The sequence below is a fragment of the Komagataeibacter swingsii genome (assembly GCF_003207895.1).
Taxonomy (GTDB): Bacteria; Pseudomonadota; Alphaproteobacteria; order Acetobacterales; family Acetobacteraceae; genus Komagataeibacter; species Komagataeibacter swingsii.
In genome coordinates, this window is record NZ_NKUB01000001.1 from 122550 (window position 1) to 137622 (window position 15073).

Below are 15073 nucleotides of genomic sequence, written 5' to 3' on the forward strand. Positions count from 1 at the left end.
ATGAATGAACTCATGAAGATCCTTGGTCAGGGCGGCCAGGCCATGACCTTCGATCAGATCAAGATCCAGCTGGCTTCGGCCGAGCAGATCCGTTCCTGGTCGTACGGCGAGATCAAGAAGCCCGAGACCATCAACTACCGGACATTCAAGCCGGAACGTGATGGCCTGTTCTGCGCGCGGATATTCGGTCCGATCAAGGATTACGAATGCCTGTGCGGCAAGTACAAGCGGATGAAATTCCGCGGCATCATCTGCGAAAAGTGCGGCGTTGAAGTGACGCTGGCCAAGGTCCGGCGCGAGCGCATGGGCCATATCGAGCTGGCAAGCCCCGTCGCCCATATCTGGTTCCTCAAGTCACTGCCCAGCCGTATCGGCCTGATGGTCGACATGACGCTGAAGGATCTGGAAAAGATCCTGTATTTCGAAAGCTACGTGGTCCTGGAACCCGGCACGTCGCCGCTCAAGCAGTACAGCCTGCTGACGGAAGACCAGTATCTTGATGTCATGGACGAGCATGGCGACGAGGGAATCGAGGTCGGCATCGGCGCCGAGGCGATCAAGAAGATCCTGGAGCGCATCGACTGCAAGGTCGAGAAGGAAGAGCTGCGTCAGGAACTGAAGGACACCACGTCCGAAGCCAAGCGCAAGAAGCTGGTCAAGCGCCTGAAGCTGGTCGAGGCTTTTGCCGACAGTGAATCGCGCCCGGAATGGATGATCCTGGACCTGGTGCCGGTCATTCCGCCCGAACTGCGCCCGCTGGTGCCGCTGGATGGCGGCCGTTTCGCGACATCGGACCTGAACGACCTGTACCGTCGCGTCATCAACCGTAATAACCGCCTCAAGCGGCTGATCGAACTGCGCGCGCCGGATATCATCGTCCGTAACGAAAAGCGCATGCTCCAGGAATCGGTCGATGCGCTGTTTGACAACGGCCGTCGTGGCCGCGCCATCACGGGGGCGAACAAGCGCCCGCTGAAGTCGCTGTCCGACATGCTGAAGGGCAAGCAGGGCCGCTTCCGCCAGAACCTGCTGGGCAAGCGCGTTGACTACTCCGGCCGTTCGGTCATCGTGGTCGGCCCGGAACTGAAGCTGCACCAGTGCGGCCTGCCCAAGAAGATGGCGCTGGAGCTGTTCAAGCCGTTCATCTATTCCAAGCTGGAAAAATACGGCCACGCCACCACCATCAAGGCCGCGAAGCGGATGGTGGAAAAGGAACGTCCCGAGGTCTGGGATATCCTTGAAGAGGTGATCCGCGAACATCCGGTCATGCTCAACCGTGCGCCGACGCTGCACCGCCTGGGCATCCAGGCGTTCGAGCCGGTGCTGATCGAAGGCAAGGCGATCCAGCTGCATCCGCTGGTCTGCACCGCGTTCAACGCGGACTTCGACGGTGACCAGATGGCCGTGCATGTCCCGCTGAGCCTTGAGGCGCAGCTCGAAGCGCGCGTGCTGATGATGTCCACCAACAACATCCTCAGCCCCGCCAACGGCAAGCCCATCATCGTGCCGTCGCAGGATATCGTGCTGGGCCTGTACTACCTCAGCCTCGAAACGCCGGAATTCCGCGCCACCCCCGATCAGAACAGCTATGATGACAAGGGGCAGGTGACGGTTGCGGGCGCGCCCTCCTTCTCCAGTGTGGGCGAAGTGGAATACGCGCTCAGCACGGGCGCGGTGAAGCTGCATGACAAGATCCGCGCGCGTATCGAAAGCCTTGATGCCGAAGGCAAGGCCATGCGCGAAACCGTGGTGACCACGCCGGGCCGCATGCTGGTGGCCCAGATCCTGCCGGGCAACCCGGCCCTGCCGTTCTCGCTCATCAACCGCCAGCTGACCAAGAAGATCGTGTCGGACGTCATCGATGCGGTCTACCGTCACTGCGGCCAGAAGGAATGCGTGATCTTCTGTGACCGCCTGATGGGGCTTGGCTTCCGCCATGCGGCGAAATCGGGCATTTCCTTCGGCAAGGACGACATGATCGTCCCGACCGAAAAGAAGGAACTGGTCGATCGCACCGCCGCCGAGGTGAAGGAGTTCGAGCAGCAGTACCAGGACGGCCTGATTACCGCGGGCGAACGCTACAACAAGGTGGTCGATGCCTGGTCGCGCTGCACGGACGAAGTGCAGGCCGCGATGATGAAGGAGATTTCCAAGCAGGAAATCGGCAAGCCGACCAACTCGGTGTGGATGATGAGCCACTCCGGTGCCCGTGGGTCGCCGGCACAGATGAAGCAGCTGGCCGGCATGCGCGGGCTTATGGCCAAGCCGTCGGGTGAGATCATCGAACAGCCGATCATCGCCAACTTCAAGGAAGGCCTGTCGGTTCTCGATTACTTCACCTCCAGCCATGGCGCGCGCAAGGGCCTGGCCGATACCGCGCTGAAGACCGCGAACTCGGGTTACCTGACCCGTCGCCTGGTCGACGTGGCGCAGGACAGCATCATCGTCGAGGAAGACTGCGGCACGGAACGCGGCCTGACGGTCCGTGCGGTCATGGATGGCGGCGAGGTCGTCGCCTCCCTGTCCGAGCGCATGCTGGGTCGTACCCTTGCGGCCGACGTGCTGGACCCGGCAACCGGCAAGGTGCTGTTCCCGCGCAATACGCTGATCGAGGAAGCCCAGGCCGAGCAGATCGAGAAGGCGGGCGTCGAAAGCCTGCTGATCCGCTCCGTACTGACCTGTGACAGCCGTGTGGGCGTGTGTGGCCACTGCTATGGCCGTGACCTTGCACGTGGCACCCCGGTCAACATCGGTGAGGCCGTGGGCGTCATCGCCGCCCAGTCCATCGGGGAGCCGGGCACCCAGCTGACCATGCGTACCTTCCATATCGGTGGCGCGGCGCAGCGTGGCGCCGAACAGTCGATGGTCGAGGCGTCGCGTGACGGCAAGGTGACGATCCGCAACAAGAACGTCGTGCATAACAGCCAGAACGTGCCGATCGTCATGTCGCGTAATTGCGAAATCCTGCTGACCGATGACCGCGGCACCGAACGCGCCCGCTACCGTGTGCCCTACGGCGCGCGCCTGCTGGTGGAAGACGGGGCCGATGTCACGCGTGGCCAGAAGATGGCCGAGTGGGATCCGTACACCCTGCCGATCATCACCGAGCAGCCCGGTAAGGTCGAATACCTTGACCTGATCGACTCCATCACCCTGGTGGAGCGGATGGATGAGGTGACGGGCCTGACGTCGAAAGTGGTCGTTGACTACAAGCAGGCCTCCAAGGGGATCGACCTGCGGCCGCGCCTGCAGCTCAAGGACGCCAATGGCGACGTGGTGAAGCTGGCGAACGGCAATGACGCCCGTTACTTCCTGTCGCCTGACTCGCTGCTGTCGGTCGAGAACGGCGCGCAGGTCAACGCCGGTGACGTGCTGGCGCGTATCCCGCGCGAAGGCTCCAAGACGCGTGACATTACCGGTGGTCTGCCGCGCGTCGCCGAACTGTTCGAGGCCCGCCGTCCGAAGGACCACGCCATCATCTCGGAAACCGAGGGGCGTGTAGAATTCGGCAAGGACTACAAGTCCAAGCGCCGTGTCATCGTCAAGAACGACGAGACGGGCGAGGAGACGGATTACCTGATTCCCAAGGGCAAGCACGTTTCCGTTCAGGAAGGCGACTTCGTCCAGGTTGGCGATCCGCTGGTCGATGGTCCGCGCGTGCCGCATGACATCCTGAAGGTTCTGGGTGTCGAGGCGCTGTCCGACTATCTCGTCAACGAGATCCAGGACGTCTACCGTCTGCAGGGCGTGAAGATCAATGACAAGCACATTGAAGTCATTGTCCGTCAGATGCTGCAGAAGGTGGAAATCCTTGAACCGGGCGATACGACCTACCTGATCGGCGAGACGGTGGACCGTATCGAATACGAGGAAGAGAACACCAAGCGCCTGAACATGGGCGAACGCCCGGCTGTTGCCATGCCCGTGCTGCAGGGCATCACGAAGGCGTCGCTGCAGACGCAGTCCTTCATCTCCGCCGCATCCTTCCAGGAGACCACACGTGTCCTGACAGAGGCTGCCACGGCCGGGAAGAAGGATACGCTGAACGGCCTGAAAGAGAACGTGATCGTCGGCCGCCTGATCCCGGCAGGGACGGGCAGCGTGATGAACAAGCTCCGCGCCGTTGCGGCGGGCGAGGACAAGCAGCGTCTGGCCCAGGCCCGCGCTGCGGTGGCCACCACCAAGGCCGCCGAGTAACAATACGAGTGAAATGCCAGATACCGGATGTCCGGTATCTGGCATGATTCGGTGCTGCACTATTGTCACCATCCGATTCAGGCGGTATCAGCGGCCTGACGGAGCGGTGCTCCGAGTCCGGTGGAACAGAGTCGCTCTGCCGGACTGCTAGCGAATCCTGCGCAAGGCTTGACTTTTGGTCAGTTTGCCCGTAGGTAACGCGCCCTCGGCTAGCCCTGTCTGAAAGACGTCGTTGGCCGTCGAATGCAGCATGCAGGCATGCGGTGCCGCAGTCCGGGAATCGGGCTGCCCAGGCCGGATGTAAATATGATGCCCGAACGGATGGTTGTCATTCGTTGGGGTTTTGTTGTGAACGACAGTCGGCAACCAGATATGGGGTTGGCCGGCCGAATTTTGTAAGGATCGGGAAAGGCGTATGCCGACCATCAACCAGTTGATCGCGAAAGGTCGCGAGCCCGCAGCCAAACGCAACAAGGTTCCTGCTCTGCAGGGCTGTCCGCAGAAGCGTGGCGTTTGTACTCGTGTTTACACAACCACACCGAAGAAGCCGAACTCGGCTCTGCGTAAGGTGGCAAAAGTTCGCCTGACCAACGGGTATGAGGTTGTGAGCTATATTCCGGGTGAGGGGCATAACCTCCAGGAACATAGCGTTGTCCTGATCCGTGGTGGTCGCGTTAAGGATCTTCCTGGCGTGCGTTATCACATCCTGCGCGGCGTTCTGGACACCCAGGGTATCGCCAAGCGTCGTCAGCGTCGCTCGCTCTATGGCGCGAAGCGTCCTAAGTAAAAGGAATAACGAGGCATGAGTCGCCGTCATCGCGCAGTAAAGCGCGAGATTCTTCCCGATCCGAAATTTGGTGATGTCGTCATTACGCGTTTCATGAACGCCCTGATGTACGACGGCAAGAAGTCCACAGCCGAAGGGATCGTCTATGGCGCCCTTGAGGTGCTGCGTCGCCGTGGTGGCGCAGCCGCGGACCCCGTGGTCATGTTCCACAGCGCGCTGGACAACGTGAAGCCTGCTGTCGAGGTGCGTTCCCGCCGTGTTGGTGGCGCCACCTATCAGGTTCCGGTCGAAGTCCGGGCCGAGCGCCGTCAGGCGCTGGCAATCCGCTGGCTGATCGACGCGTCGCGCAAGCGTGGCGAGAACACCATGCAGGATCGTCTGTCGAACGAACTTCTCGACGCCGTCAACAATCGTGGCGCCGCAGTCAAGAAGCGCGAAGACACGCACCGCATGGCTGAGGCCAACAAGGCGTTCAGTCATTACCGCTGGTAAAGGCGGTCAGGCCGGTTTATTGACCGGCCCGGCTTCCGAAACGGAACTTTCCAACCCGACTCTCGGCACGAGGCCGAGTTAACGGAGAAAACGATGGCAAAGGCTAAATTTGAGCGGAATAAGCCGCACTGCAACATCGGTACGATTGGTCACGTCGATCACGGCAAGACCTCGCTGACCGCGGCTATCACCAAGACGCTGGCGAAGTCCGGCGGTGCGGAATTCAAGGCGTACGACATGATCGACGCCGCTCCTGAAGAACGCGCCCGTGGCATCACCATCTCGACCGCCCACGTCGAGTACGAAACCGCGAAGCGTCACTACGCGCACGTCGACTGCCCCGGCCATGCCGACTATGTGAAGAACATGATCACCGGTGCCGCGCAGATGGACGGCGCGATCCTGGTTGTGTCCGCCGCTGACGGCCCGATGCCCCAGACGCGTGAGCACATCCTGCTTGCCCGCCAGGTTGGCGTGCCGGCGCTGGTCGTGTTCCTGAACAAGGTTGACCAGGTTGACGATCCGGAACTGCTGGAACTCGTCGAAATGGAAGTGCGTGAGCTGCTGTCCGCTTACCAGTTCCCCGGTGACGATATCCCCATCATCAAGGGTTCCGCCCTGGTGACGCTGGAAGACGGTGACCCGGAAGTTGGTGAAAACCGCGTCCTGGACCTGATGAACGCCGTTGACGAATACATCCCGCAGCCGGAGCGTCCGATCGACCGTCCGTTCCTGATGCCGATCGAAGACGTGTTCTCCATCTCCGGTCGTGGCACCGTGGTGACGGGCCGTGTCGAGCGTGGCGCCGTGAACGTTGGCGATGAAATCGAGATCGTTGGCCTGCGCCCGACGCAGAAGACGACCGTGACCGGCGTTGAAATGTTCCGCAAGCTGCTTGATCGCGGTGAAGCAGGTGACAACATCGGCGCGCTGCTGCGTGGCACGAAGCGTGAAGACGTTGAGCGTGGCCAGGTGCTGGCAAAGCCGGGTTCCATCACCCCGCACACCAAGTTCAAGGCGGAAGCCTACATCTTGACGAAGGAAGAGGGTGGCCGTCACACGCCGTTCTTCACCAACTATCGTCCGCAGTTCTATTTCCGCACGACCGACGTCACCGGCGTCGTTCACCTGCCGGAAGGCACGGAAATGGTCATGCCTGGCGATAACGTCGCCATGGATGTGGAGCTGATCGCTCCGATCGCCATGGATGAAGGCCTGCGCTTCGCTATCCGCGAAGGTGGCCGTACCGTTGGTGCAGGTGTTGTTGCTTCCATCACGGCGTGATTGGACAGTAACTGAAGTGTGGCATCCCGGTCGGAGCGATCCGGCCGGGTTTCCATTGCGGATCGGGTTCCCCCGAATCAGGTAAAGTTGGACTGAAACAGAAAGATGGACAACCAGAACATCCGCATTCGCCTGAAGGCGTACGATCATCGGGTGCTTGACAACAGCACGAAAGAGATCGTCAACACGGCGAAGCGTACGGGTGCGCGGGTTCGGGGTCCTATCCCGCTGCCGACGCATATTGAACGGTTTACCGTAAACCGCTCCCCCCACGTGGATAAGAAAAGCCGCGAGCAGTTCGAAATTCGGACCCATCGCCGGCTGCTCGACATTGTCGAGCCGACCCCGCAGACCGTGGACGCTCTCATGAAACTCGACCTCGCCGCTGGCGTGGATGTCGAGATTAAACTCTAAGGTCCAGACGATGCGCACCGGATTGATCGCAAAGAAGCTGGGTATGACCCGGCTGTTCAAGGAAGACGGCACACATGTGCCGGTGACTGTCCTGCAGGTTGATGATCTGCAGGTGGTTGATGTCCGTACGACCGAGCGTGATGGCTACACCGCCGTCCAGCTTGGTTCGGGCAAGGCCAAGGTCAAAAATGTGTCGAAGCCGAACCGCGGCCATTTTGCTAAGGCCAAGGTCGAGCCCAAGAAGAAGCTGGCTGAATTCCGCGTTGCGGATGACGCCGTCCTGGAAGTCGGGGCTTCTCTGTCCGCCAGCCACTTCGTGGTGGGACAGAAGGTGGACGTTACCGGCACCAGCAAGGGTAAGGGTTTTGCCGGCGCGATGAAGCGCTGGAACTTTGCCGGTCTCGAAGCCACCCACGGTGTCTCGATCAGTCACCGTTCGCACGGGTCGACGGGTAACCGTCAGGATCCGGGCAAGGTTTTCAAGAACAAGAAGATGGCCGGCCATCTCGGTTCCGAGCGTGTGACCACGCTGAACCTCGAGATTGCGGCTGTTGACGCCGAAAAGAACCTGATCATGATCCGCGGCTCCGTGCCGGGCGGAAAGAATGAATCGGTTCTGGTTCGTGATGCGATCAAGAAGGCCCGTCATGCCGAGGCGCCGTATCCGGCGGCCCTGGTTGAGGCTGCGGGCTGAGGATAGAGGGCAATGGATTACGATATCAAAACCCTCGATAACGGAAGCGCCGGCAAGGCCAGCCTTCCCGACGAGATTTTCGCAGCCACCCCGCGCACCGACATCATGGCGCGCGTGGTGCACTGGCAGCTGGCAAAGCGCCGGGCGGGCACGCACAAGGTCAAGGGCATGGGGGAAATCTCCGGCACGACCAAGAAGCCGTACCGCCAGAAGGGCACCGGCAGCGCCCGTCAGGGTTCGCTGCGTTCGCCGCAGTACCGCACCGGTGGCGTGGTCCATGGCCCGGTCGTGCGCGACCATGGCTATGACCTGCCCAAGAAGGTGCGTCGCCTCGGCCTGATTTCCGCGCTGTCGCAGAAGGCTGCGGAAGGGAAGCTGGTCGTGCTTGATGCCGCGACCGCCTCGGGCAAGTCCGCTGAGCTTGCGAAGAAGCTGAAGGTTCTGGGCTGGACATCCGCCCTGATCGTGGACGCCACCGTTGAAGAAAACTTCGGCCGTGCCGCGCGCAACCTTCCCAAGATCGACATTCTCCCGACGATCGGCGCGAATGTCTATGACATCCTGAACCACGATGTGCTGGCCATCACCCGCGCAGGTGTCGAAGGACTGAAGGAGCGTCTGGCATGACCAACATCCTGGCAATCCGCAAGAAGGCGGAACGCATGTCGCGCGAGGCGATGTACGACATCATCCGCGCGCCCCTGATCACGGAAAAGGCCACGGCCCTGTCCGAGAAGAATCAGGTCGGCTTCAAGGTTGCGATCGACGCGACGAAGCCGGAAATCAAGGTCGCGGTCGAGACGCTGTTTGGCGTGAAGGTCCTGGGTGTCAACACGCTCATCCAGAAGGGCAAGGCCAAGCGCTTCAAGGGCCGTCCCGGCCAGCGTTCGGATGTGAAGAAGGCGTTTGTCCAGCTTGCTGAAGGTCAGTCCATTGACCTGACCGCGAAGCTGGTCTGACGTGGGGTGACAAGAAATGGCATTGAAGCACTTTAATCCAGTTACCCCCAGCCTGCGCGGAACGGTTCTGATCGACCGCAAGGAGCTGTGGAAAGGCAAGCCCGTCAAGGGCCTGACCGAGGGGAAGAACAAGAGCGGCGGCCGTAACAGCCACGGCCGCACCACCTCGCGTTTCATCGGTGGCGGACACAAGCAGTCCTACCGCTATGTCGATTTCAAGCGTCGCAAGTTCGACGTGGTCGGCACGGTGGAACGCCTGGAATACGATCCGAACCGCACGGCCTTCATCGCCCTCATCAAGTATGAAGACGGCGAACTGGCTTACATCATCGCGCCGCAGCGCCTTAAGGCAGGCGATCAGGTTGTTGCCGGCGCCCGCGCCGACATCAAGCCTGGCAACGCCATGCCCCTGTCGTCGGTTCCGGTGGGTACGATCATCCACAACATCGAGCTTAAGGCCGGTGGTGGTGGCAAGATCGCCCGTTCCGCTGGCACCTATGCGCAGCTGGTCGGCAAGGATGTGGGCTATGCCCAGATCAAGCTGCAGTCCGGTGAGCTGCGTGTCGTCCGTGCGGAGTGCATGGCCACCATCGGTGCCGTGTCCAACCCGGACAACATGAACCAGCATCTGGGCAAGGCCGGCCGTAACCGCTGGCTGGGCCGCCGTCCGCATAACCGTGGTGTCGTCATGAACCCGGTTGACCATCCGCATGGTGGTGGTGAAGGACGGACCTCGGGCGGTCGTCATCCGGTTACGCCATGGGGCAAGCCGACTAAGGGTTACAAGACCAGGGTCAACAAGCGTACGGACAGTCTGATCATCCGTCGCCGGAAGACCGGCAAGTAAGGGGCATTTAAGATGGCACGTTCCGTCTGGAAGGGCCCGTTCGTGGACGGGTATCTGCTGAACAAAGCCGATGCATCGCGCGCGTCGGGCCGTAACGAAGTGATCAAGATCTGGTCGCGTCGATCCACCATCCTGCCGCAGTTCGTCGGACTGACGTTCGGCGTCTATAACGGGCATAAATTCCTGCCCGTGCAGGTTTCCGAGAACATGGTGGGGCACAAGTTCGGTGAGTTTTCACCGACCCGTACCTTCACGGGTCATTCTTCGGACAAGAAAGCGAAGCGGGGCTGATCATGAGCAAGCCTAAGCATCCGCGCACGCTCGCGGAAACCGAGGCGCAGGCGCTGACGCGGAACATCCGCATCAGCCCGCGCAAGCTGAACCTTGTTGCGGGTCTGATCCGCAACAAGCCGGCCGCGCAGGCGATCGCCACCCTCACATTCTCCAAGCGTCGCATTGCCCAGCAGGTCAAGAAGACCCTGGAAAGCGCGATCGCCAACGCCGAGAACAACCATCAGCTGGACGTCGACCAGCTGGTCGTTGCCCGTGCAGAGGTGGGCAAGTCGATCGTGATGCGTCGTTTCCACGCACGTGGTCGTGGCCGTTCGGCCCGCATCGAGAAGTTCTTCAGCCACCTGACCATCGTCGTGGCGGAAAAGAAGCCCGAAGCTGAAACCGAAAAGAAGGCGGCCTGATCCATGGGACATAAAGTTAATCCGATCGGGCTGCGGCTCGGTATTAACCGGACATGGGACAGCCGCTGGTATGCCGACGCCGACTATGCGCGCCTGCTGCATGATGACCTGAAGCTGCGGTCCTACCTGCGCCGCAAGCTGTCCGGCGCCGGCGTGTCCCGCGTGGTGATCGAACGCCCGGCCAAGAAGCCGCGCGTGACCATCTATGCGGCCCGTCCGGGCGTCGTGATCGGCAAGAAGGGTCAGGACATCGATGTGCTGCGCAAGGACCTGGCCCGCATGGCCAAGACCGATGTCGCGCTGAACATCGTCGAAATCCGCAAGCCGGAAATCGACGCGACCCTGGTGGCCGAGAACATCGCCCAGCAGCTCGAACGTCGTGTTGCCTTCCGTCGTGCCATGAAGCGCGCCGTGCAGTCCGCCATGCGCCTGGGTGCGCAGGGAATCCGGATCAACTGCTCCGGCCGTCTGGGCGGTGCGGAAATCGCACGTGTCGAGTGGTATCGTGAAGGCCGCGTGCCGCTGCATACGCTGCGTGCGGACATTGACTATGGTGTGGCGACCGCCAAGACGACCTATGGCACCTGTGGTGTGAAGGTCTGGATCTTCAAGGGTGAGATTCTTGCCCATGATCCGCTGGCGCAGGATCGTCGCGCCGCCGAACAGGCTCCGCAGCGCTAAGCTGTGGGGTCCAATGGACCTAGATGCGCCAGGCGGCGCGTGAGGATTTAGAAAATGCTTTCTCCCAAGCGGACAAAGTACCGCAAGGCCCACAAGGGGCGTATTCATGGGTTGGCCAAGGGTGGCACAACCCTGAATTTTGGGGCTTTTGGCCTGAAGGCGCTGCAGCCTGAACGGATCACGGCCCGCCAGATCGAAGCCGCCCGTCGCGCCATTACCCGCGCCATGAAACGTGCCGGTCGTGTCTGGATTCGGATTTTCCCTGATCTTCCGGTCTCGACAAAGCCCGCAGAAGTGCGTATGGGGTCCGGCAAGGGGTCGCCTGAATACTGGGTGGCTCGTGTGAAGCCGGGTCGAATCCTGTTCGAGATCGAAGGCGTGCCGCCGGAAGTCGCGCGTGAAGCGCTGGCTCTGGGCGCGGCGAAGCTGCCGATCAAGACCAAGTTCGTGACCCGTATCGGAGAGGCGTGAGATGGCAAAGGCAACAAAGCCGGCCGATCTGCGTGCCAAGACTGTTGAAGAACTGGATACGCTTCTCGTCGATCTGAAGCGCGAGCAGTTCAATCTTCGGTTTCAGCATGCGACCGGCCAGACCGAGGGGCAGTCCCGCATGCGCGCGGTGCGTCGTGAGATCGCGCGTGTGAAGACTGTCGCAACCGAGGTTGTGAAGAAGAGTTCCGCTGGCCACGCGCCGGCAGTAAAGTCCTGAAGGGAGACGGGCGATGCCAAGGCGCGTCCTGACCGGGCGGGTAACCAGCGACAAGATGGACAAGACCGTAACGGTTCTTGTCGATCGTCGCGTTATCCATCCGTTGTATAAGAAGTTCATTCGCCGCTCGAAAAAGTATGCGGCGCATGACGGCTTGAATGAATGCAAGGTGGGCGACACGGTGCGCATTGAGGAATGCAAGCCGATTTCCCGCCGCAAGACCTGGACTGTCGTTGTCCGGAATGGCCAGCCGCTCGCGGCTGCCGCCGGTGCCACGTCTGGTGCGCAGGCGTAAAGAAGGGCATAGACCATGATCCATCCCGAGACCAACCTTGACGTGGCCGACAATTCCGGTGCCCGTCAGGTGCAGTGCATCAAGGTGCTGGGCGGTTCCAAGCGGAAGACTGCCTCGGTCGGCGACGTGATTGTCGTGTCCGTCAAGGAGGCCATCCCCCGCGGCAAGGTCAAGAAGGGCGACGTGCACCAGGCGGTGATCGTGCGCACCTCTTACCCCGTGCGTCGCGCCGATGGCAGCGCCATCCGCTTCGACCGCAACGCGGCCGTGCTGATCAACAAGCAGCAGGAGCCGATCGGTACCCGTATCTTTGGCCCGGTCGTGCGCGAACTGCGTGCGCGCAAGTTCATGAAGATCATCTCGCTGGCACCGGAGGTGCTGTAATGGCTGCTCGTATCAAGAAGGGTGACCAGGTTCTGGTCACCACCGGCGGTTCCAAGGGAACCCGTGGCGAGGTTGTTACAGTCCTGCCCGCGGCCAACAAGGCTGTCGTGCGCGGCGTGGCGATTGCAAAGCGTCACACCCGTCCTTCCCGCATGGGTGAACAGGGCGGCATCATCCAGAAGGAAATGCCGGTTCACCTGTCCAACCTGAAGCTGATCGATCCCAAGAGCGGTGACCCGAGGAAGGTCGGCTTCCGCGTTCTGGAAGATGGTCGCAAGGTTCGTGTCGCCAAGGCGACCGGCGAAGTTATCGAAGGCTGAGGAGGCGGGTATGTCTGAAGTGAAAGAAGCCCGTCCTGTGCCGCGCATGCAGAAGCGCTACCAGGATGAGATGCGCGCGAAGCTGCGCGAGCAGTTCGGGTACAAGAACGAGATGCAGGTTCCGCGTCTCGAGAAGATCGTCCTGAACATGGGCGTGGGCGAAGCCGCAGGCGATCAGAAGAAGCTGGATGCGGCTGTCAAGGAAATGACCCTGATCGCAGGTCAGAAGCCGGTCAAGACGGTGGCCAAGAAGGCCATTGCCGGCTTCAAGATCCGTGAAGGGCTGCCGATCGGGTGCAAGGTGACGCTGCGTCGCGCGCAGATGTTCGAGTTCCTGGATCGTTTCGTGACGATCGCCCTGCCGCGCGTGCGTGATTTCCGCGGGCTGCCGGCGAACAAGGGTTTCGACGGTCGTGGCAACTTTGCGATGGGCCTGAAGGAACAGATTGTCTTCCCGGAAATCGAATACGACAAGGTAGACGAAATCCGTGGCATGGACATCATCTTCGTGACCACCGCGAAGACGGATGCGGAAGCAAAGGCTCTGCTCAAGGCGTTTGATCTGCCCTTCGCTGCATAAAAATGTAGCGAAAGGGCTTCCGTCTGAAGTCCAGAAGACCTAATACACACGTTGTTTGGAAAACCGTTGGGAATGGCCCGACAGGTTCCGGAGGGTAAAACAAGGCATGGCCAAAATTTCCGCCGTTAACCGGAATGTCAAGCGCGAGCGCATGGCAAACCGGGACCGGGCTAAGCGGACTGCACTGAAGAACATCATCATGGACCGGTCGCTGCCGGTTGAAGATCGCTTCGATGCATCGCTCAAGCTTGCTGAACTTCCTCGCAATGGTTCGCGCGTCCGCGTGCGTCTGCGCTGCAAGTTGACGGGGCGTCCTCGCGCCAATTACAGAAAGTTCGAACTCTGCCGTATCGCCCTGCGCGACCTGGCCTCTAACGGTCAGATCCCGGGCATGGTCAAATCGAGCTGGTAAGGGCAGGGAACGATGTCACTTTCTGATCCTTTGGGTGATCTGCTCACCCGGATCCGCAATGCGCAGCGTGCACGGCATGCTGCATGCGTGGCGCCGGCTTCAAAGCTGCGCGCCAGTGTTCTCGAGGCGCTGCGCCGCGAGGGATATATCCGTGGTTTCTCCCGCGAGGAACTGCGCAAAGGTGTGGCCCAGCTGCGCATCGAGCTGAAGTATCTCGATGGTGAGCCGGTCATCAAAGAAATCCACCGTGTGTCCAAGCCGGGGCGCCGCGTCTATTCCAAGATCAAGGAACTGCCGCGCGTGTATGCCGGTCTGGGCGTGTCGATTCTGTCGACGCCGCGCGGTGTCCTGTCCGATGCGGAGGCCCGCGCTGCCAATGTTGGCGGTGAAGTCCTCTGTCGTGTATTCTGAGGAGGGATAAATGTCGCGAGTGGGCAAATATCCCGTCGAATTACCGTCGGGCGTTCAGGTTTCCATTGCTGACGGTGTGCTGACGGCAAAGGGCAAGCTGGGTGAACTCAAGCTGCCGCTGTCCAGCCACGTTTCGGTTGATGTTGCGGATGGCAAGGTTGCCGTCAAGCCGGTCGATACCCAGGCGCAGGCCCGCATGATGTGGGGAACCACCCGTTCCCTGATCGCGGGTATGGTCAAGGGCGTGTCCGAAGGGTTTTCCAAGACGCTGGAAATCTCCGGAACGGGTTACCGTGCCGCGGTGCAGGGGAAGAACCTGGTCATGAACCTCGGTTATTCGCATGACATCGTCTATGCGATTCCCGAAGGGATCAAGATCACGACCCCCCGCCCCACGGCGGTTACGGTCGAAGGCATTGACAAGCAGCGGGTTGGTCAGGTCGCGCTTGACATCCGCAGCTTCCGCAAGCCCGAGCCTTACAAGGGCAAGGGTGTCCGTTATGAAACGGAAACCATCCGTCGCAAGGAAGGTAAGAAGAAATAATGAGCACGCAGAAGGATCTGCGGGAACGGCGGCGTCAGCGCCTGCGTTTCCAGCTTCGCCGCAAGAGTGGTGGCCGTCCGCGTCTGTCGGTGTTCCGTTCGGGCAAGAACATCTACGCGCAGGTGATCGACGACGCAGCCGGCCGTACCCTGGCTGCGGCTTCGAGCCTGGACAAGGACCTGCGTACGGCCCTCAAGGGTGGTACGGACGTCAAGGCGGCGGGTGCAGTCGGCAAGCTTCTGGCCGAGCGCGCAGTGGCTGCAGGTGTGTCGAAGGTCGTTTTCGACCGCGGCGCGTATCTCTATCATGGGCGTATCAAGGCCCTGGCGGAGGCTGCCCGTGAGGGCGGTCTCTCGTTCTGACGAAAG

The 15073-nt window shown here is 61.0% G+C and carries 22 protein-coding genes; all 22 read left to right on the forward strand.

Annotated elements, in window-relative coordinates:
- The 22 genes from rpoC to rplR all read left to right on the forward strand — a co-directional run bounded on the left by rpoC (position 1) and on the right by rplR (position 15067).
- On the forward strand, positions 1-4197 hold the full coding sequence (gene rpoC / locus CFR76_RS00555) for a DNA-directed RNA polymerase subunit beta' (protein WP_110555358.1): 4197 nt from the start codon (positions 1-3) through the stop codon (positions 4195-4197).
- Positions 4198-4612: 415 nt separating this feature from the next.
- Entirely contained in the window at positions 4613-4984 is a 372-nt protein-coding gene (rpsL, locus tag CFR76_RS00560; RefSeq protein ID WP_003621118.1) for a 30S ribosomal protein S12, read from the forward strand.
- A gap of 15 nt (positions 4985-4999) precedes the next feature.
- Positions 5000-5476 carry a 30S ribosomal protein S7 gene (gene rpsG / locus CFR76_RS00565; protein ID WP_007399617.1) on the forward strand — a complete coding sequence of 159 codons (477 nt, stop codon included), beginning with the start codon at positions 5000-5002 and terminating at the stop codon, positions 5474-5476.
- Between the two features lie 93 nt (positions 5477-5569).
- Positions 5570-6760 carry an elongation factor Tu gene (tuf, locus tag CFR76_RS00570; RefSeq protein WP_007399618.1) on the forward strand — a complete coding sequence of 397 codons (1191 nt, stop codon included), beginning with the start codon at positions 5570-5572 and terminating at the stop codon, positions 6758-6760.
- Positions 6761-6865: 105 nt separating this feature from the next.
- Positions 6866-7174 carry a 30S ribosomal protein S10 gene (rpsJ, locus tag CFR76_RS00575; RefSeq protein WP_007282720.1) on the forward strand — a complete coding sequence of 103 codons (309 nt, stop codon included), beginning with the start codon at positions 6866-6868 and terminating at the stop codon, positions 7172-7174.
- Positions 7175-7184: 10 nt separating this feature from the next.
- Complete coding sequence (rplC, locus tag CFR76_RS00580) at positions 7185-7868, forward strand: 50S ribosomal protein L3 (protein WP_110555359.1); 684 nt, start codon at positions 7185-7187, stop codon at positions 7866-7868.
- Positions 7869-7880: 12 nt separating this feature from the next.
- Positions 7881-8495 (forward strand): 50S ribosomal protein L4, encoded by a 615-nt coding sequence (gene rplD, locus CFR76_RS00585; RefSeq protein ID WP_110555360.1) that lies wholly within the window; start codon positions 7881-7883, stop codon positions 8493-8495.
- Between the two features lie 35 nt (positions 8496-8530).
- On the forward strand, positions 8531-8827 hold the full coding sequence (locus CFR76_RS00590; protein WP_010506732.1) for a 50S ribosomal protein L23: 297 nt from the start codon (positions 8531-8533) through the stop codon (positions 8825-8827).
- A 16-nt stretch (positions 8828-8843) separates the two neighbouring features.
- A complete protein-coding gene (gene rplB, locus CFR76_RS00595; RefSeq protein WP_110555361.1) occupies positions 8844-9674 on the forward strand; it encodes a 50S ribosomal protein L2 in 831 nt (276 codons plus the stop codon).
- 12 nt (positions 9675-9686) lie between these two features.
- Positions 9687-9965 (forward strand): 30S ribosomal protein S19, encoded by a 279-nt coding sequence (gene rpsS / locus CFR76_RS00600; protein ID WP_007399623.1) that lies wholly within the window; start codon positions 9687-9689, stop codon positions 9963-9965.
- A 2-nt stretch (positions 9966-9967) separates the two neighbouring features.
- Positions 9968-10369, forward strand: coding sequence for a 50S ribosomal protein L22 (gene rplV / locus CFR76_RS00605; protein ID WP_007399624.1), 402 nt, complete (start codon positions 9968-9970; stop codon positions 10367-10369).
- Positions 10370-10372: 3 nt separating this feature from the next.
- The gene (gene rpsC / locus CFR76_RS00610) at positions 10373-11050 is read left to right on the forward strand and encodes a 30S ribosomal protein S3 (RefSeq protein WP_010506729.1); all 678 of its coding nucleotides are present in this window, start codon (positions 10373-10375) and stop codon (positions 11048-11050) included.
- A 54-nt stretch (positions 11051-11104) separates the two neighbouring features.
- Positions 11105-11521 (forward strand): 50S ribosomal protein L16, encoded by a 417-nt coding sequence (gene rplP / locus CFR76_RS00615; protein WP_007399626.1) that lies wholly within the window; start codon positions 11105-11107, stop codon positions 11519-11521.
- Position 11522: 1 nt separating this feature from the next.
- Complete coding sequence (gene rpmC / locus CFR76_RS00620; protein WP_025439066.1) at positions 11523-11759, forward strand: 50S ribosomal protein L29; 237 nt, start codon at positions 11523-11525, stop codon at positions 11757-11759.
- A 13-nt stretch (positions 11760-11772) separates the two neighbouring features.
- Positions 11773-12054: a 30S ribosomal protein S17 gene (rpsQ, locus tag CFR76_RS00625; RefSeq protein ID WP_010506727.1), complete on the forward strand. Its 282-nt coding sequence runs from the start codon at positions 11773-11775 to the stop codon at positions 12052-12054.
- 15 nt (positions 12055-12069) lie between these two features.
- On the forward strand, positions 12070-12438 hold the full coding sequence (gene rplN / locus CFR76_RS00630; protein ID WP_007399629.1) for a 50S ribosomal protein L14: 369 nt from the start codon (positions 12070-12072) through the stop codon (positions 12436-12438).
- Positions 12438-12758 (forward strand): 50S ribosomal protein L24, encoded by a 321-nt coding sequence (gene rplX, locus CFR76_RS00635; protein ID WP_110555362.1) that lies wholly within the window; start codon positions 12438-12440, stop codon positions 12756-12758. Before rplN ends, rplX begins: the two co-directional genes overlap by 1 nt.
- 10 nt (positions 12759-12768) lie before the next feature.
- Positions 12769-13338 carry a 50S ribosomal protein L5 gene (gene rplE / locus CFR76_RS00640; protein ID WP_039732878.1) on the forward strand — a complete coding sequence of 190 codons (570 nt, stop codon included), beginning with the start codon at positions 12769-12771 and terminating at the stop codon, positions 13336-13338.
- 106 nt (positions 13339-13444) lie between these two features.
- The gene (rpsN, locus tag CFR76_RS00645; protein WP_010506721.1) at positions 13445-13750 is read left to right on the forward strand and encodes a 30S ribosomal protein S14; all 306 of its coding nucleotides are present in this window, start codon (positions 13445-13447) and stop codon (positions 13748-13750) included.
- A gap of 12 nt (positions 13751-13762) precedes the next feature.
- Entirely contained in the window at positions 13763-14161 is a 399-nt protein-coding gene (gene rpsH / locus CFR76_RS00650; RefSeq protein WP_010506719.1) for a 30S ribosomal protein S8, read from the forward strand.
- A gap of 10 nt (positions 14162-14171) precedes the next feature.
- Complete coding sequence (gene rplF, locus CFR76_RS00655) at positions 14172-14705, forward strand: 50S ribosomal protein L6 (RefSeq protein ID WP_010513076.1); 534 nt, start codon at positions 14172-14174, stop codon at positions 14703-14705.
- Positions 14705-15067, forward strand: a complete 363-nt coding sequence (rplR, locus tag CFR76_RS00660; protein WP_010506716.1) for a 50S ribosomal protein L18 — start codon at positions 14705-14707, stop codon at positions 15065-15067. The genes rplF and rplR overlap by 1 nt, the downstream gene beginning before the upstream one ends.
- The last annotated feature ends 6 nt before the right edge of the window (positions 15068-15073 follow it).